Consider the following 17,318-nt stretch of genomic DNA (forward strand, 5'->3'; position numbering starts at 1 on the left):
ACTACCCTTTTCTACCTTTCTTGATTTTTGCAGGGGCTCTTATAACAACTGCAACAATAGGATTACCTGTATTTACTTCATAATTTAAGAGTTTTTCTACTTCATGTAATCTTATGGTTTCAATATTGAATAAAGAATTACTTGGAAGTCCTCATAAAACCTTAATAAAGGCAGATTTATTTGACTTTATAAAAAAAAGAGAGAATATGAATCTGTGTGGGAGTGAAAAATCTGTATTAAACCCATTTTTAAAATTGGTTAATTTCTAATTTATTTATCATGGATAAAACTAAAGAACAGTTAGAAAAATTAAGAGAAGTAGCAGAAGCATCTCTTACAAAAACGGATGAACTTCAAAAAGTTTTGGCTCAAATCGAAGCTTTAATGTCTAGAAAAGAATCACAAACATTATTAAAGAAGAAGTAATTATTTAAAAAATAATTTTTAGTTTTGTACTTTTAATTACACCTCTACAAATTCATTGTAGTTATTAATTGGGTATGCAGAACCCGTTCCAAAGTTTTCTGTTAGGTCTCGGGGTCTTACCTTCTTTAAGTAAAAGACCTCTTTCAATCATTTGTGTTTTTAGAAATATTATTTGCTTGTTTAGTTGATAACTTTATATATTTCTTTCTTGCAGACATTTACATCGAAGAATTCAGTGCTTACAATTTCTAAGCCTGTTTTTTCTGTAACCTCAACGGTCGCATTACATTCGTCTTGTTTAAGAGCCATGTAAATTGGTTTTTTATTGCTTACATCTAATTCAATATTAGATTTAGTATCTTCTTTATATTTTTCCATTACAAGTTTTAGGGCCTCTATCTCAACTGAAAAATTCTCATTAGCATTTGTCTTTAATGGAAAAATAATTAATGAAAAAAAAATCAAAGCTATAAATTTATTCATTTCTATAAAATGCGTCTAATTTTTTTATAACGTGGATTCTGAGGTAAAGAAAGGGTCATTAGATGTATATATTTTAAAATTGTCTATGTTTACTTATTAAAAACAAATATATTTAAATTAATTGGTGAAAATGTTAATTGAGACTTCTAAGTATTAATAAGTATATTTAAATGCAAAATTTAATACAGATTAATAGGCTTTTGAGCTAACAATCATAATTCAATTATTTCTTCTTCAGAAACAATTGCCCATTTTCTAAATGACTTTTTACAGGGATAGCCTCCCGTTAAGTCTCCAAATGCTGGCAAAAATAAAGTATTTTTATTCTTATCCATGGCAAAACACCTAAAAGATAAACTATCCCCTTTGTTTCTCAAATAGAGTTTTGGATGATAATGTCCACAAATATTCAAAATTCTATTATCAGCTAAATCAACTGGCTCATGACTGAAAATAATATTTTTTGTTTTTTTAATATCAAAAATTTTTATATTTTTAATATCACAACCTGCATCATGATTTCCAAGGACAAGTTCAACATTAATTTGTAGTAGTTTAGGAAGATTTTCAACTTTTTTTTGAAGAGTTTTATCTATTGAAAATTTACTGTGAAATAAATCCCCCAAAACTATTAACTTTTCAGGACTATGTTTTTTTACTATTTTTTTTATTCTTGTAAAGTTGTTTTCATCTGAATTATTAGTAAGAGGGATACCATTTTGCTGAAAATAATCAGCTTTCCCAAGATGAATATCGCATATCAACAATTCTTTTGTTTCAGGTAGAAATAAGGATCTTGAAGGAAGCATCTCAAGCAATATATCTTCCCAATAAAATTTAAAAGAACTTTTTTTCATTTAATCACTATATTTTTTTATAAGTTTTTCTACTCTTTTTTCTATTGGTTCATTGCTTAAAGTATTTTTAAGTCTTTCAACTAATAAAGGGAAAGCAAAAGGAGTTGGCGTTTTTATCTCGTTTAATAGCATTTTTAAATTTTTTAATCTTTCTAATGATCTAGATATTCTTTTATTTTCTAATTGATATTCTTTAACTTCTTGATGCGATTGTTTTATCAAAAGATGGCCTTCTTCATATTTAGTAAAGACATCGTAGAAAAGACTTGAACTTATTTGAAGTTGAGAGGAGGTTTTTGTTTTAGTTGGATTATTTTGATTCACAAGTCCACTTATTTGGGCAATATTTTTAAATCTACGTTTTGTTAATTCTGAAAAATTAATTGCATTTTCTAGATCTTCTTCTAATTTTTTGTTATTCAAAAAGTAATCAGCTTCTGTTTTTATTATGGAAAAATCATAATCTTCTGAGGTGGTTAAGCTGAATCCAAAATCATTGGCAGTAATACTAAATGTAGATTGTTTTAATTTTGCTAATCTCAAAGCCCATAAAAATGCAATTCCTTCATTTACAAATTTGCCATCAAGTGTAAAAACAAAAAGATTTGATAAACCCTTGGTTTTATATATTTCTATGAGGAATTCATCATTCTTTGGAATATTTGAAAGAACTTTTTGTTTCTTCAATATTGGGCGTAATGAATTGAGTTCTGGATTTAAGCAATCATAATTTTCTAGTCCGTTGCATATATCTATTTCTTTTCTCAAACTCTCACAAAGTAGATCAGAAATTGCCATTTGACCTCCAACCCATGCAGGAATTAGAGAACTTTTTTTTGTTGATTTTTTAACGTACAAAATCATATCTCTTATTCTTACAAATTGAAGCATTTTGCCGGCAAAGTAAAATGTATCTCCGGGATTTAATTTTGAAGCAAAATTCTCCTCCAAATTACCTAAGGATTTACCTTTCGTATATTTGACATTCACAAATTTGTCACTTGTAATTGTCCCAATATTGAACTTATGCATTCTTATTAAAGATTTGTCTTTTACAAAATATTTAAAGTTTTCATTATTATTTTGTGATTCTTGTTTAACTATCTTTTTATATTTTGGGTATGCTTTAAGACATTTTCCTCCATATTCTAAAAAGTCAATACACCAATTCCAATCTTGATCCTTTAAGTTTCTATAACTCCAACAACTTTTAATTCTTTCTTTCTCAATTTTCGGATCAAAGCCATTCCCGCATGCCAAACTTATTAGATGTTGAAGCAAAACATCATAAGATAATTCAGGAAGTCTTATTTTTTCATATATTCCCCTTTTTATAATTCTTCTCATTGAACTAATCTCAAATAACTCTAAAGAATTAGTAGGCATAAAAATTATTTTCGATTTTCCACCCGGTCTATGCGCACTTCTTCCTGCTCTTTGAATAAGTCTAGCGATATTTTTTGCACTACCAATTTGAACTATTTGGTCTACAGGTTGGAAGTCAACTCCCAAATCTAAAGAGCTGGTGCAAACTACCCATTTTATTAATCCGTCTTTAACCCCTTCTTCAACTCTTTCCCTATCTTCTTTATCAAGGGAGCCATGATGAAGTGCGATTTTGTCTTTCATCTCTGGGAGAAAAAATTTAAGACATTGATACCATCTTTCAGATTGATTCCTTGTATTGGTGAATAATAAGGTACTTTTATTTTTATCCAATATTTTTAAAAGTGAAGAATGACTTCTAATCCCTAGATGACCACTCCATGGAAATGTCGTTTCCTCCTCTGGTAAAACACTTATAATTTCAATCTCTTTTTGAATATTTGTACTTATAATTTTGGGTTTAATAGCGCTCATACCAACTATTGCTCTTGCCGCTTCTTCGATATTCCCTATAGTTGCAGACATTGCCCAAATTTGTAAATTTTTTATATTGCCTCTTAGCCAACTTAATGATAATTCGCACTGGTTTCCTCTTTTACTACCCATCAATTCATGCCATTCGTCAATAATTATTGAAGACAAATCCTTAAAAAGATTATTTGATTCTTTATTAGAAAGTAAAAGAGATAAAGACTCTGGAGTTGTAATAAGAATATTAGGTGGTTTAGCTAACTGCTTTTTCTTTTCATATGGTGTGGTGTCCCCATTCCTAATCTGAACAGTGATTTCTTTGTTAAAATGCAAAGCTGCTAACTGTATGGAATTTTTTAAATCTCTACTTAGGGCTTTTAAAGGCGTTATTACCAATATATTCACACTTTTTTGATTTTTTGGATCTTCTATCTGTGATAGAGGCCCCATTAATGCAGCATAAGTTTTGCCGCATCCAGTGGGAACTTGTATTATTCCATTCTCTCCATTTAAAAATGCTCTCCATGATTCGATCTGATAGGGTAATGGCTCCCATCCATTTGAGGAGAAAAACTGTTTAATTTTAGAAATTAAATAATTTTGCTTACTATTTTGCGTAATATTTTTCATGATATTTTTTTCATCAGTTTATAAGCATTCTCTAGGCTATCTGCATCATTAATTTTTTTATCTTTTCTCCATTTTGTTATTCTTGGAAATCTTACTGCTATGCCTGACTTATGACGTTTTGAAATTTGTATTTTCTCAAAAGATATTTCGAATACCATTTCTGGTTTTACCGATCGAACAGGACCAAATTTTTCTATTGTATTTTTCCTGATCCATTTATCTAGCTCTTTTATCTCAATATTCGTTAAACCAGAATATGCACTTGCAAATTTAATTAATTCTTGTTCTTTCCATAATGCAAAACTATAATCTGTATAAAGACCAGCTCTTCTACCGCTGCCGCCTTTAGCGTAAATTAGAACAGCATCCAGTTGCATAGGATCAACTTTATATTTCCACCAAATACCTTTTTTTCTCCCAGACGCATATATAGAAGTCTTTTTCTTAATTATTAATCCTTCAGTATTATTTTCTCGAGATTTTTCTTTATAAGTTAGAGCATCAGACCAATCTTTAGGATATATTAAATCACATATTTTGAAAATATCAGAGATATTATTCTCAGTTTGCTTTTGCCATTTTAAAAAATATTTTTCTAAATAAATTCTTCTATTTTCTAATTTAATTTCTCTTATATCTCTTCCATTAATCTCTAAAAGATCATAAGCAATAAAAATGATTGGATATTTTATTTGGATTGATCTAGTAGGAGATTTTCTATTTATTCTTTTTTGAAGAAAAGAAAAATCAAATGCAATTTGTTGTTTAAAATTCCAAACTAATAATTCCCCATCAAGAACAAAATCATCTTTTATATGTGATATTTTCTCTACTAATTCTGGGAAAGATTCATTTACTAATTCTTGCCCTCTTGTCCATAAAGAAACATTGCCTGATCTTTTAATTAATTGCATCCTAATACCGTCGTATTTCCATTCAAATTGAAAATCATTTATTGAATTTTTGAAGATTTTATCTTCAATGGTATTTGCCAGTAGAAATGGAAATGGTTTGGAATTTAATTCTTGAAGATTGATATTCTTGTTAATTAAAAATTCATATGATTCAATTGAAGGTTTGAAATTACCCATCAACCTATGAGAAATAATTTCTTCATCAATATTATTTAGTTTTGATATTGATTTTATGATTAATCCAATAGAGACTCCAACTCTAAAAGTACCTGTAAGAATTTTATTAAAAATTAGATGGTTATCTTCAGGCAATGTTTCCCAAAGATTTTTAATTTCTAAATTTTTCTCCACCTCATCAAGTTTTGATAATTCAGGTATTATTTTGCTTAGTAATTCATTGAGACTTATATTTGATAATTTCTTATTTCTAGAATTAGTTTTATTTTTAAGTAATAACGTTATTACCTCAGCAGAATCACCAACTTTTAAATAACATGTATCAATTAACCATTGTGGATAATCATATAGTTGAGAAAAAATATTTTTTAAATATCTTCCACTAATAAATCTCTTTCTACTTTTTCCAGTTAATAGATATATTGCCCATGAATTATTTATTGGTTCATTTGATAAAAAATAACTTTTTAAAACTTCAATTTTATTATTTGTACTATTAATTGAATCAAGATCCGCAAATAATTGTGAAAAATTTTTTAAGCTCATATTTATTCGCTGAAGAAAAGAACATTTATTGATCCCTTTTCAATTAAATATTTACTTAAGGCTTCACTATCTCCATGATGAAAAAATACATTTTTTGCTTCTGAGTTTTTTACGACTTCTAGAATCCCATCCCAATCTGCATGATCAGAGATTGCGAATCCTTTGTCATATCCTGATCTTTTTCTTAGAGCTCTTATTGACATCCATCCACTCGCAAAGGCTGTTTGAATATTTTTGAAATTTTTTAAATATGAGCCTTTACTTAAAGATGGCGGTAACAATATTAAACTTCCTTTAAGTTCATCAATCTTTTTTTTATTTTCGATTTTCATTGTATCTTTGATATCAATTCCAAGTTTTTTATAAATATTGTTCATTTTATGTATACTGCTGTGAGAATAAATATTACCTTTAAAACTTGTTTGACTAATTTCGTTTAATAATCTTTGAGCTTTTCCAAGTGAATAGCAGAAAAGTAAAGAAGTTTTTTCTGGGGAATTAGTTATCCATTTTGAAATATCATTTGCTATTTTATTCGTTGCATCCCACTTAAATATTGGTAATCCAAAAGTACATTCACTTATTAAATAATCAGTTTTTACTATTTCATAGTTTTTGCAAGTCTCATCTTCTTGAAGCTTAAAGTCACCTGAAATTAGCCATTTTTCTTCTGCAAAAATAAATCTTATTTGACTAGATCCAAGGATATGTCCGGAAGGATGAAAAGAAATATTTATGCCATTTATCTTGAATTCTTCTCCATAATCAAAAGTCTTAATTTTTATATTACCTTCAACTCTTTCTTTAAGAAGTATCGCAGTTTCGTTAGTAGAAATGTATTCTTCACAGCCAAATGTAAAGTGATCAAAATGAGCATGAGTTATTAGCGCTGTTTTTACTGGCTTACTTGGATCAATCCAAATATCGGCAAGTTCACAGTAAAGATTTCCATCTTTGTATCTAATTAAATCTTCTTTTTTAATTCTCAAAACTACATCTCTAAAAATGAAGTTAATTTAGCTAATTATGCCCACGCTTGTTTTGATAAAGCTATGGCTGAAATTGTTATTAAAGCAATAACCACAACTCTGTTGCTCCAGTTAATCATGAATGATCTAATCATGTTAATGGAAACTCTATTAGATCGAAAAATTTTTTCATTATTAATTATTTTATCTTTCTCATTATTTTCTAAGAAATTTAAATTTTTGATCTCATTTATTAATTTAGATTCGCAAGTTGAAAGTTGTTCTACTTGATTTAATACATCAATATCCTCTGGTTTTAATAAGGAATTTAATTCTTTAATTTGTCTTTCGTTTTTTACAAGAAATTCATTAACTATCTCATTAGTTCCAAACCCCTTCTTTATATTTAAAAGAATTACATCTCTTTCCCATGATTTTTCGAGAGAATTTAAAATTTTGTTTATGCTCATTTTAAGTATTTTTACTTATAATAAATTATTATTTTTTTCTTCTGTGGCTTCTTTCTTCATGTAATAAGATAAAATTATTTTTATTTAAGATTTGCGAATAAGTCTGTTTGCAAAATATTTTATTTTTACCTTTTCTACATTTTTCTTAGAACTGCTTTTGGTTTTAAGTTTATTTAAATTGATCACTTCATCTGACGCATTTTTGCCCGTTTCAAAATAACTTTTAATTTTTTCTATTTCTTCTTCATTTAATCTTTTTGTCGCACCTTTTGCGTTTATTCCTAGTTTCTTGCAGGCTAATAATATTCTATTACTTTCTACATTAAGATCTTTGGCAATACTGAAAATAGGAGTGTTGATAGACATTATTTTCTTTACTATGAAATTTATTATTAATAGTATATTTATAATTTAGAAATAAAAGATATTTTTAACTATTATTAATTTCAAAAACTTTTTTAATTAGGCTACTTCATCTTCGAAATTATTTAAATCATTAAACTTTTTCTTCATAGTTTGGTTATTTCTAGTTAATTTCTTTACTGTTAAATCTTGTGATTTGCTGTCTGCGGACAAAAGATGTTTTTTTGAGAGAACTAGAGCCTCTTTAGTTTTTTGTAAATGGGTTATTGATTTATCAATTTCTGAAATTGCATCATTAAATCTATCTTGGGCAAGTGAAACATTTTTACCAACAGCATTTTTGAATTGCTCAAGAGTACTCTCAAAATTAGTTATATCAAAATTCTCACGTTTCATTAAATCAATTTGTGATTTGTATTTTAAGGATTCCATAGAGGCATTTCTTAATAGAGATATGATTGGTAAGAAAAATTGTGGTCTTATGACGTACATCTTTGGAAATCTATGAGAAACATCTACTATCCCAGCATTATATAGTTCACTATCTGGTTCTAGAAGCGATACGAGTACTGCATATTCACAAGATTTTTGTTTTCTATCTTTATCTAATTCCTTTAAAAAATCTTCGTTTTTTCTTTTATTAGTTCCATTTAAACTTTCATTCTTCATCTCAAACATTATAGATACGACTTCAGTTTTGTTTTCATCAAATTCTCTAAATATATAGTCACCTTTACTTCCAGAGGTGACATCATTATCCTTTTCGAAATATGAGTTTTTAAACGCAGAAGCACGATTCAGATTAAATTGTGTTTCGCAATGGATTTCTAATGTTTCTCCAACCATCTTTGTAGATAATCTAGATTTCATTTCTCTTAACTCCTGTATAGTCAGGTCTCTTTCACTAATTTTACTTTTATACTTTTCTTCAATTAATTTTTCATTAATTGAATGTTCAAGCCTTATCTTTTCAATAGAATTTGTTAATGATGAGTTCTCTTTTTCTAAATTAGTAACTGCTTCATTAACTTTGTTTTTTAAAGTTAGTTCTGAAATTAAAGACTGGTTTTTAATTTCATCCTTCAATTTGATTAATTGATTATTCAGTGAATTAATTTTATTTGTTGCTTGATTTTTTAAATCATTAAGAGCATTTGTTTTCTTTTCTTCAGCTATTTTTAATTTAGATTCAAGAGTTTTGATCTCAGATTCTTTAATACGATTTTGCTCTATTAACTGTATTTTTAACTCACGTTTTAAAATTTCCAAAGCTTTTTTATTATCTTCTTGTGCTAATAGAAGTCTTTGTTCTATTTGCTTATTAAATTCTTCATCTTTTATTTGAAGAAGTATTTCTTCAAAACTGCTGGGATCAATTCGAAATGTCTTTCCGCATGATGGACATTTAATATCTTTCATTTTTTATAACAAAATTAATATTTGAAGTGATTGAATATTCGAATTATTTAAAAAGAATATTATTCTTGACTAAGAATAAACAAAGATCCATTAATATGCATTAAAAAATAAAATAAATTCTCAAAGCTAGTCATATTAATCCAGATTCTTTAAGGATGTTAATTTTATTTGCCAATTCAATGTCTGCAGATGATATTGAGCGATCTAATGTTTTGTGAGAAGAAACTGTGTAACCACTATCATCAACAAATTCATCTTCAGCATCTTTTAAGTGCATATTCTTATTTTGTGCTTCATTGTAAATACCCGATTTGTATGTATTAGATTTGCTAATGTTGCCAAATCCAAAATTTGCTATTCCTCTGGCATCTAATGCTTCCTCAACTAATATTCCAACTACTTTTGATCTGCTTATAGATTCGCTCTTGGATATTTCATCAATAATTTCAAGAACTCTTTTTCTAGGAAGATATCCTATTCTTTTAACTTTATTTTCCATAGTTCTTACTATATGTCGTTATTGTAACACTTCTGTCAAATAAGATTTGAATTAGATTGTAATAAGGCTAAATTTGTTTACCAGAAGAAAGTATGATTATGATATTTATAATTTTTCCTTAATTAATTATTAGAATAGTTTAAAAGCTTCCTTTAAGAGCTTTTTATAATGAGCTCAAAATTTTAAAAAATTTTTAATTTTAATTTAAATACCTATGAAAGATAAGCTTTATGATAATGCTGACAGTTTTGCAGTTTCATTTGACGAGGAATGGAAAAATATTGATTGTGAGGATCTACGATTAAAGATAGATAAAGTATTTGAACTTTTGTCTGACCACCCTTTTTTACTATCGAATCCTACAAATGCAAGAAAAATGGCAGAATTTAGAGTGTTTTCATTAAAAAAATTCTAATAATTTTATACTTTCCTTTAGTTTAAAATTTTAAGCTTAATTTTGAATTCTTAAGATTCACATAGTTGGAGAATTAAAAAACCCCTTGCTGTATAAAAATATTAATATGCCTATTATTGGACCAATTCCAAATATAAAAAGAACTAATTTTGCAGAATTTTTTGTTTGACCTAATTTAAGATTTTTATTTGTATTAGTTTGAATTTTTTTTGATTTTTTCTTTTTCATGAAAATTATCTTACTATATCGCAACATATAAAAGGCTTGATATTATATTTAATCTTAAATAACTATTTGATTTAGCCAAATTCATCTAGGAATCATAAAAACACAATATTGTATAATGTAATGAACCAAAAGCAAATATGAGTGCTACAAAAAGAGAAGAAGTAAGTTCTCACCTTAGGTATATAAGGTTAGAGCTTAGAGAAATGCATCAAATGCTTATAAAAGAAGATTTGTTACCAGATTTAAATGAAGCGAAGGAAGTACATGCGCAATTAAATGCTTTGCTTGATTTGTTATCGGATAAAAGAGTAAAAAAAATAAATAGTCAATTTGGTAATTATTGAATCATCTTAAGATGTTATAAATAATTAGTAGCAGATTCTATTTTTTTACGTTTATCGTGCATTTGTTCTAATTTATTGTAAATCTCTTTAATTTGGATTTGTAATAGATCAGTAGAATTTATATTAGTTAAAGATTCCATAGCTGAGAGAAGACTATCTTTAGCTTCTATCAAATGTCTACATTCTTTACTTCCTGCTTCGTATGACATGAATTTAAAATTGTAATTATTACAAATACTACAATTTTTGTTCAGTATTGCTTGATACTCTTAATCAAACGAAAGCGTTTTAATGTAATTTTTAATACATAATGGTTGATTAATTTAACTAAAATTCAAAAAAACCTTTATGCAAGAAAATCCGAAAGACTATGAATTTTGCATTAAATTATCAATAGATAACGCAAAAAAAAGAATTAGCCTCCTAGATAATCAAGATAGTAAGTGTGTTTTTGAGGAATATAAAGAATGGATACAGGATGGATTAAATAACCATACAGTTTTACTACTTAGGGAAGACCCAATTATCTAAATAATATAGAACTATTTTTAATTCTTTTGGTTAGAAGTAACCTTAAATAAAAAATAAAGACTAACAATAAAAGTAATTATTAAAACTATAGTCAAAGATGAGAAACTATACATTATTACTTCTTTAAAGTAATTTAAATATAGCAATTTTCATAATATTTACCCTTTAATTCAGTTTTCTTTGAAAAGTGAAAAAATAAATTTTTTAAAATTTTCTTTTTCTAAGAAGATTTCTTTTGCTTTGTAACTTTTTAATTTCTTAAAAATTAAATCAATTATATGTTCAGATTTCTGATTCATACCAAAAGCTTATTTTTCTAATAAATAAATTTTTTCTTCACCGATTTTATCAGGCTTAGTTATTTTACATCCTTTATCTTTTTCCATATCACAATCCTTTGTGGCAGGAACAGATTGCCAAGTACAAATCTTTTCTTGAGAATCTTCTTTTAAGATAATCCATCCATCATCTAGGTATTTTGAAATTCCATCTTCTCCACATGAAAACTTTATTTCCATCCTTTTCTTTTCTATATTAGGATTCTCTTTAATATTTTCATCAGAATTTATTAAGGGTAATTCTTTAATAACTGAATTACTACAGGAAGTAGAGAAAATTAAAACAAAAAATATTTGAGAAATTGATTTTATCCTTTTCATTTGTTGAATCTTTTGGTGGTTAAAAGTTATTTAAATTATAAGTTAATTTGATTCTATTAAACTTAACAGTTTATCTACTTTTAGCATCAATGTTTTGACTTCATCTGGCTTAGGCAATGTTAATTCTTCTGTAACTGCCAAATGCATTTTTTTAAGATTTTGCCTTAAATCTTTTAAATGCATTTTTACGTTTTCTTTTTTTTTGTTTACATCAGACATAGTATGAAAATATAAATTTAATTAAAGGTAAGGAATTATTATAATATTTAATATGTTATTAAATAGAAAATTATTAAAAATTTAGTTTTTAAAATTCTCTATTTCGTAAACTTCTTCTCCACCATAACAAAAGTTTGTTGATAACATTTTTAGTTCTCTTTTGGTAATTCGTTTTATATTTTTATTCTTAATAATGTAATTTTTAGCTGTTGCTTCACAATCTAATTTATTTTTAGCATGTTTAATAACTGGATAAAAATATGTCATTACAGCAATTATGAAGAAAAATATTATTAATGTTCTTTTGTCATTTTTAATAAATTCTCTAGATTTCTTTTTGGCTTTTAACAATTTTATTAGTATGGTTTCTGGTAATCCTAATTGGACAAATAATAGTTCTACCCACCATGGTAGTTCTCTATCTTTCTTTCTCTTTGAGGTTTCGGAAGTATTCATTCTATTCGGATCATTATTTTGGTTTCTTAAACTTTTAGGATTACCTTTTTCTTTTTTATTCATATAATCAAATACCTTATTTGGGATGAGGGTTTTTATTTTGATTTGGAAACTATATATTCATATTATAAGTTTTGATTTAATTTATCTATGAATTTTAGTATTGTAAATTTGTATTTAAACAAAAATTATAAATGATAAAAAAAAGGAGAAAGTTAAATAAAGATTTCGAAAAAAAAATATATTCTTCTAAAAAAAATGTCGAATTAGTTTTGGCCAAAATTTATGATATTGATGATGAAGATATTCAAAAAGAATATATGAATGCATTCAATGCAGTTGTTTATTTATATGATGAATTAAAAGAAGATTATGAAAAAGTAGGATTTAATGAAAATTCGGAAGGCTTTTTAACAAAGTATAAAAAGGCTTTTAATCTTTTTGAATCAGAATTTGAAATTTAATTGTTATCACTTTCTATAAGGTGATACAGGTATTTCAATTAGATATCCTTTTTCTAGTTTAGATTTTTTTTCTTTTAGATTTTTAATACAAAATTGTTGATTTTTCTCCTTTTCACAAAATTTTTTTATTTGGTAATTAGTAAGTGATAAGGATTTATCTCCAAAGATGACTAAAGCAAGTAAAAATAAAGATACATTTACTAATCTCATGATTTGAAGATAGTGGTTTTTTTTTATTTTCATTTATTAGATTATTTATCATTATATATATCTATTATCTGTTTTAATTGATCTTTATTTAAGTCTGTTGAAATAAAAACTTCTTGAGCTGTTTTGCCTTTTCTTGCTATAGCCTTATATCCGTTTTTAGTTTTCACTGACAATCTAATTATTAATTTAGAAGATCTTCCTCTTACTCTTGATATCACAGCAGGCGTTACTGTCTTTATATTTATGTTTAGTGCTAATTTTTTGAGTATGGGTATTAGGCCATCTAAATTAGTACTATGATTTAAAACTAGCCTGCCCAATTTCTTTTTTATTTAATTATATTTAGAAAATTTTGTTAATGAGAATTTAAAGTTACCTTGGAAATTATAAAAAAATTTTGAAGTTCTGTTATATTTAAAATAGTAATTCTAATCAAATGATCTTTCAAATAGGGTGGGCCTCATTAGCTGCAATCTTTACTTTTTCAATTGCTATGGTTGTATGGGGAAGAAATGGGGATGGCTCCATTGATATATGATTTCTTTTTTAACTTATGAAGTATATTTTAATAAATTTCTTATCTTAACATCTTTTGTTTTACTTATATTCATAACATTAGCTGTAATTTATATATCTTATGTCTCCTGGAAAGATAAAAGAAGATTAAAGAAATAGTTATTTTTCTTTAGTCTTTTTTCTTATTTTTTACTCTCAGTTCTTCAATCAATTCTTTTGCTTGTTCCATTTTTGATATGCTACTTTTGTAAATCCCAATATCTTTTTCTGCTTTATTAGTAGATAATTTTAAATTCTCAAAAATATCAGAGATTAATTTATTTATCTCAGATTCATTTTTCAATTTGAAATCTTGGGAATTTGAAACTAATATGTATACCCCTAAATTTAATATCCTTGAGGGATAAAGTTTGGAATCGCTTTTTTCTTTTAATAATTTCAATATATCTTTTGATGACTTATCCTTAAATTCTATTTGAGATTTTTGAGAGATTTGATTAATTTCCTTTGCTTCAAAATTTGTTGAACTGCATAAAGAATCAAAAAGTAGATCCAAATGTTTTTCTGGTTTGTATCCTTTAGTTAATTCTTTGAATGTTTCGGTGAGACCTACACAAAAGAGATAATCCTGTGTAAATTCATTTTGATGATTTAACAGATTAAGTTCGACAAGCATTTCATCAACTATTCTTTTATATAAACCTGGAATAACGTAAGGGAATTGTTCATGAAATAACTTTTTGCTATCTGAAACAGTCAATTTTTCTTTCAATTTTTTATATGTAAACCTTAATAAGGTTAGCGTATGTTGACTCAATATCGTTAATATCTTATAAACAGATAAATATTATTATGATCCCTTTAGTTTTAGAAGAATCAGGTGGAAGTGAAAGAGTATTTGATATTTATTCAAGATTATTAAGAGAGAGAATAATCTTTTTAGGGGAACAAGTTACTAGTGAGACTGCTAACAGAATTGTTGCTCAATTATTATTTCTTGAAGCAGAGGACCCTGACAAGGATATTTATATGTACATAAATTCACCAGGGGGATCCGTCTACGATGGTTTAGGTATCTTTGACACAATGCAACATGTTAAGCCTGATATTCACACAGTTTGTGTAGGGTTAGCAGCCAGTATGGGTGCTTTTTTGTTGGCGGCAGGTACTAAAGGTAAAAGAAGCAGCCTCAGACATTCAAGGATAATGATTCATCAACCTCTTGGGGGTGCTAGAGGTCAAGCTAGTGATATTAGAATTCAGGCGGATGAAATTTTGTTTTTAAAAGAGCGACTTAATACAGAATTATCAGAGAGAACTGGCAAGGATTATGAAACTATCAAAGAAGATACAGACAGAGACTTTTATATGTCACCTAAGGAAGCAGTTGAATATGGATTAATTGATCTAGTCCTCGATAAAAAACCTATTAAAGTTTAACTTAATAGCTGAGGAGTTCGTTCTTTCTTAGGAATGGAAGTGAAATTAGAAAGGATTCTTGTAAACTCTTCACCATCTAATGTTTCTTTTTCTATTAATAAATCTACTATTTTATCCATAGCTTCTCTGTTTTTGCTAACTATAGCGTAAGTTTCTTTATAACATTCTTTAACCATTACTCTTACGCTTTCATCAATTTGTTTGGATATTGAATCAGAAACTTCACTTCTAGTCATTAAATCTCTACCAACGAATACTTCTTGGTTCCCACTTTCTAAAGCTATTGGACCTAAATTACTCATTCCAAATCTAGTAACCATTTGGCGAGCCATAGAAGCAACTTGCTGGAAATCCCCTCCAGCTCCAGTTGTAATCTCACCTTTTCCAAAAACAACATCCTCAGCAGCCCTTCCTCCTAAAGCACCCATTATTCTTGCTTTAAGTTGAGCTCTGCTAACTAGTGTTTGTTCATCGTCTGGGGTGAACCAAGTTAATCCTTTTGCTTGACCTCTTGGAATCACTGTCACTTTTTGTACAGGATCATGATCTTTAACTAATGAGCCAATTAGAGCATGGCCAACTTCATGATATGCAATTAATCTTTTACTTCTTCCGTCAGTTAAAGGAGAACCCTCCATCCCTGCGACAATCCTATCTACAGAGTCATCAATTTCTGAAATACTAATAGAATCTTTTCTTCTCCTTGCAGTTAAAATAGCAGCCTCATTTAATAAATTTGCTAAGTCTGCACCAGTAAAACCAGGTGTTCTTCTCGCAATGCTTTCAAGCGTTAAGTCATCTTGCAGTTTCTTATTCCTAGCATGAACTTCCAATATTGACAGTCTGCCTTTTATATCAGGTGCATCTACGGTTACTTGCCTGTCAAATCTGCCTGGTCTCATAAGTGCTGAATCAAGCACATCAGGCCTGTTTGTGGCGGCTATTATTATTATCCCACTATTACCTTCGAAGCCATCCATTTCAGTAAGTAATTGGTTGAGAGTTTGTTCTCTTTCATCATTACCTCCACCAATACCAGCCCCTCTTTGCCTTCCTACAGCATCGATTTCATCAATAAAAATTAGACAAGGACTATTTTCTTTAGCTCTTTTGAAAAGGTCTCTCACTCGACTTGCACCTACACCAACAAACATCTCAACAAATTCAGAACCTGACAATGAAAAGAATGGGACACCGGCTTCTCCAGCTATTGCTTTTGCTAAAAGGGTTTTACCAGTGCCAGGAGGTCCTACCAATAAAACTCCTTTCGGAATTCTTGCACCTACAGAAGTAAACTTTTCTGGCTTTTTCAGAAAAGTGACAACCTCTTGTAAATCCTGTTTAGCTTCGTTAACACCTGCTACATCATCGAAAACAACCCCTGTTTCAGCTTCCATTGCAAATCTTGCCTTTGTTTTCCCAAATTGCATTGCTTGCCCAGGACCTCCAGGCATACCACTTGATCTTCTGGCTAATAAAATTAAGCCCCCAATTAAAATAGCTGGGAAAAGTAAATTACCCAAAATTCCTAATGCAGGTGGGGCTGTTTTAATTGGATGCACGTCAAAACTTATTCCTTCATTTTTTAAGATATTTATGAGTTCTGGTGTTAATCCTGGAAGATCTACCCTTAACCTTTGAACTTTATTATCTAAATCCGAATCTATTGTCTCTATAACTGCATTTCTTCCTCCCTCAAAAATATCAACAGATGTAACCCTACCTGAATTAATGTAATCTAAAAATCTGCCGTAACTTACTCTTGCTACCGCAGAATTCCTTGGTGCAACAGTAGTCCCATTGGATTTAAGTGAGTCAACATTGCTTGAGGATAAAAATTGGTAGGAAAGCACTATTACTAAAAGTATAGGTAAAGCCCATAAAATTAATGTTTTGATTTTCTGATTCATTAATTTGCAGTAGTTAATTCATGGATTCTAGAATGAATCAGTGCATTTCGTTGATATTTTCTATAACTTTGTGCTTATACTACTCATGAATGTATCTAATTTATAAATGAAATTTGAGATCAACGATAAGGTTAAGTTGATTGCGCCAGTCTCTTACTTGAAGACTTCAGATAATATGCCGATGTTGAGACCACCTGATCTTGTTGCTATTGATGAAATTGGAGAAGTCCTATCAATCAAATCTCCAGGTACTCTTGAAATAAAGTTCAGAAGAGGTTCATTTTTAATCGATGTTGATAAGGTTGAGAAAATTTAAC

Annotated in this window: 26 protein-coding genes; 8 read left to right on the forward strand and 18 right to left on the reverse strand. The window is 28.2% G+C overall.

Annotated features, from left to right (window positions below; genetic code table 11):
- Positions 1-279: 279 nt before the first annotated feature.
- Entirely contained in the window at positions 280-426 is a 147-nt protein-coding gene (locus EU91_RS09325; RefSeq protein WP_193741598.1) for a hypothetical protein, read from the forward strand.
- A 180-nt stretch (positions 427-606) separates the two neighbouring features.
- On the opposite strand, the gene EU91_RS05050 is transcribed toward EU91_RS09325, so the two are convergent.
- The 9 genes from EU91_RS05050 to EU91_RS05010 form a co-directional block, all read right to left on the reverse strand.
- Positions 607-909 (reverse strand): hypothetical protein, encoded by a 303-nt coding sequence (locus EU91_RS05050; protein ID WP_032524265.1) that lies wholly within the window; start codon positions 907-909, stop codon positions 607-609.
- Between the two features lie 212 nt (positions 910-1,121).
- Positions 1,122-1,766: a ligase-associated DNA damage response endonuclease PdeM gene (pdeM, locus tag EU91_RS05045; protein ID WP_032524266.1), complete on the reverse strand. Its 645-nt coding sequence runs from the start codon at positions 1,764-1,766 to the stop codon at positions 1,122-1,124.
- Entirely contained in the window at positions 1,767-4,253 is a 2,487-nt protein-coding gene (locus EU91_RS05040; protein ID WP_032524267.1) for a ligase-associated DNA damage response DEXH box helicase, read from the reverse strand. It lies immediately after the preceding gene.
- Positions 4,250-5,890 carry an ATP-dependent DNA ligase gene (locus EU91_RS05035; protein ID WP_032524268.1) on the reverse strand — a complete coding sequence of 547 codons (1,641 nt, stop codon included), beginning with the start codon at positions 5,888-5,890 and terminating at the stop codon, positions 4,250-4,252. Before EU91_RS05035 ends, EU91_RS05040 begins: the two co-directional genes overlap by 4 nt.
- A gap of 2 nt (positions 5,891-5,892) precedes the next feature.
- A complete protein-coding gene (locus EU91_RS05030) occupies positions 5,893-6,879 on the reverse strand; it encodes a ligase-associated DNA damage response exonuclease (RefSeq protein WP_032524269.1) in 987 nt (328 codons plus the stop codon).
- Positions 6,880-6,914: 35 nt separating this feature from the next.
- Complete coding sequence (locus tag EU91_RS05025) at positions 6,915-7,328, reverse strand: hypothetical protein (RefSeq protein ID WP_032524270.1); 414 nt, start codon at positions 7,326-7,328, stop codon at positions 6,915-6,917.
- 84 nt (positions 7,329-7,412) lie between these two features.
- Complete coding sequence (locus EU91_RS05020; RefSeq protein WP_032524271.1) at positions 7,413-7,694, reverse strand: translation initiation factor IF-2 N-terminal domain-containing protein; 282 nt, start codon at positions 7,692-7,694, stop codon at positions 7,413-7,415.
- 96 nt (positions 7,695-7,790) lie between these two features.
- On the reverse strand, positions 7,791-9,110 hold the full coding sequence (locus EU91_RS05015; RefSeq protein ID WP_032524272.1) for a DUF2130 domain-containing protein: 1,320 nt from the start codon (positions 9,108-9,110) through the stop codon (positions 7,791-7,793).
- A gap of 130 nt (positions 9,111-9,240) precedes the next feature.
- Positions 9,241-9,609 carry a hypothetical protein gene (locus EU91_RS05010; protein WP_032524273.1) on the reverse strand — a complete coding sequence of 123 codons (369 nt, stop codon included), beginning with the start codon at positions 9,607-9,609 and terminating at the stop codon, positions 9,241-9,243.
- A 214-nt stretch (positions 9,610-9,823) separates the two neighbouring features.
- Between EU91_RS05010 and EU91_RS05005 the strand changes: the two genes are divergently transcribed.
- Positions 9,824-10,024 (forward strand): hypothetical protein, encoded by a 201-nt coding sequence (locus tag EU91_RS05005; protein ID WP_032524274.1) that lies wholly within the window; start codon positions 9,824-9,826, stop codon positions 10,022-10,024.
- A gap of 57 nt (positions 10,025-10,081) precedes the next feature.
- Here the strand turns inward: EU91_RS05005 and EU91_RS09330 are convergent, their stop codons facing one another.
- Positions 10,082-10,252, reverse strand: a complete 171-nt coding sequence (locus EU91_RS09330; protein WP_193741599.1) for a hypothetical protein — start codon at positions 10,250-10,252, stop codon at positions 10,082-10,084.
- A gap of 137 nt (positions 10,253-10,389) precedes the next feature.
- Here EU91_RS09330 and EU91_RS04995 point away from each other — a divergent pair, with 137 nt between their 5' ends.
- Entirely contained in the window at positions 10,390-10,596 is a 207-nt protein-coding gene (locus EU91_RS04995; protein ID WP_032524276.1) for a hypothetical protein, read from the forward strand.
- A 14-nt stretch (positions 10,597-10,610) separates the two neighbouring features.
- Here the strand turns inward: EU91_RS04995 and EU91_RS04990 are convergent, their stop codons facing one another.
- The gene (locus EU91_RS04990; RefSeq protein WP_032524277.1) at positions 10,611-10,805 is read right to left on the reverse strand and encodes a hypothetical protein; all 195 of its coding nucleotides are present in this window, start codon (positions 10,803-10,805) and stop codon (positions 10,611-10,613) included.
- A 139-nt stretch (positions 10,806-10,944) separates the two neighbouring features.
- Here EU91_RS04990 and EU91_RS0108535 point away from each other — a divergent pair, with 139 nt between their 5' ends.
- Positions 10,945-11,127: a hypothetical protein gene (locus EU91_RS0108535; RefSeq protein ID WP_032524278.1), complete on the forward strand. Its 183-nt coding sequence runs from the start codon at positions 10,945-10,947 to the stop codon at positions 11,125-11,127.
- A gap of 308 nt (positions 11,128-11,435) precedes the next feature.
- Here EU91_RS0108535 and EU91_RS04985 read toward each other — a convergent pair whose 3' ends face one another.
- The 3 genes from EU91_RS04985 to EU91_RS04980 form a co-directional block, all read right to left on the reverse strand.
- A complete protein-coding gene (locus EU91_RS04985) occupies positions 11,436-11,786 on the reverse strand; it encodes a hypothetical protein (protein WP_032524279.1) in 351 nt (116 codons plus the stop codon).
- Positions 11,787-11,828: 42 nt separating this feature from the next.
- Positions 11,829-12,005 (reverse strand): hypothetical protein, encoded by a 177-nt coding sequence (locus tag EU91_RS09335; protein ID WP_193741600.1) that lies wholly within the window; start codon positions 12,003-12,005, stop codon positions 11,829-11,831.
- Positions 12,006-12,086: 81 nt separating this feature from the next.
- Entirely contained in the window at positions 12,087-12,524 is a 438-nt protein-coding gene (locus tag EU91_RS04980; RefSeq protein WP_032524280.1) for a hypothetical protein, read from the reverse strand.
- 131 nt (positions 12,525-12,655) lie between these two features.
- Between EU91_RS04980 and EU91_RS04975 the strand changes: the two genes are divergently transcribed.
- Complete coding sequence (locus tag EU91_RS04975; protein ID WP_032524281.1) at positions 12,656-12,925, forward strand: hypothetical protein; 270 nt, start codon at positions 12,656-12,658, stop codon at positions 12,923-12,925.
- Positions 12,926-12,931: 6 nt separating this feature from the next.
- Here EU91_RS04975 and EU91_RS04970 read toward each other — a convergent pair whose 3' ends face one another.
- A complete protein-coding gene (locus tag EU91_RS04970; RefSeq protein ID WP_241433929.1) occupies positions 12,932-13,168 on the reverse strand; it encodes a hypothetical protein in 237 nt (78 codons plus the stop codon).
- An 8-nt stretch (positions 13,169-13,176) separates the two neighbouring features.
- Positions 13,177-13,455 carry a DUF2103 domain-containing protein gene (locus EU91_RS04965; protein WP_032524283.1) on the reverse strand — a complete coding sequence of 93 codons (279 nt, stop codon included), beginning with the start codon at positions 13,453-13,455 and terminating at the stop codon, positions 13,177-13,179.
- A gap of 116 nt (positions 13,456-13,571) precedes the next feature.
- Between EU91_RS04965 and petN the strand changes: the two genes are divergently transcribed.
- On the forward strand, positions 13,572-13,673 hold the full coding sequence (gene petN, locus EU91_RS0108540) for a cytochrome b6-f complex subunit PetN (RefSeq protein WP_032513475.1): 102 nt from the start codon (positions 13,572-13,574) through the stop codon (positions 13,671-13,673).
- Between the two features lie 147 nt (positions 13,674-13,820).
- On the opposite strand, the gene psb29 is transcribed toward petN, so the two are convergent.
- Positions 13,821-14,468 carry a photosystem II biogenesis protein Psp29 gene (psb29, locus tag EU91_RS04960; RefSeq protein ID WP_032524284.1) on the reverse strand — a complete coding sequence of 216 codons (648 nt, stop codon included), beginning with the start codon at positions 14,466-14,468 and terminating at the stop codon, positions 13,821-13,823.
- 35 nt (positions 14,469-14,503) lie between these two features.
- Between psb29 and clpP the strand changes: the two genes are divergently transcribed.
- Entirely contained in the window at positions 14,504-15,091 is a 588-nt protein-coding gene (clpP, locus tag EU91_RS04955; protein WP_032524285.1) for an ATP-dependent Clp endopeptidase proteolytic subunit ClpP, read from the forward strand.
- On the opposite strand, the gene ftsH is transcribed toward clpP, so the two are convergent.
- Complete coding sequence (gene ftsH, locus EU91_RS04950; protein ID WP_032524286.1) at positions 15,088-17,001, reverse strand: ATP-dependent zinc metalloprotease FtsH; 1,914 nt, start codon at positions 16,999-17,001, stop codon at positions 15,088-15,090. The genes clpP and ftsH overlap by 4 nt on opposite strands.
- A gap of 106 nt (positions 17,002-17,107) precedes the next feature.
- On the opposite strand from ftsH, the gene EU91_RS0108545 reads away from it, so the two are divergent.
- A complete protein-coding gene (locus EU91_RS0108545; protein ID WP_032524287.1) occupies positions 17,108-17,317 on the forward strand; it encodes an NAD(P)H dehydrogenase assembly family protein in 210 nt (69 codons plus the stop codon).
- The last annotated feature ends 1 nt before the right edge of the window (position 17,318 follow it).

Source organism: Prochlorococcus marinus str. GP2 (genome assembly GCF_000759885.1).
GTDB classification, from domain to species: domain Bacteria; phylum Cyanobacteriota; class Cyanobacteriia; order PCC-6307; family Cyanobiaceae; genus Prochlorococcus_A; species Prochlorococcus_A marinus_J.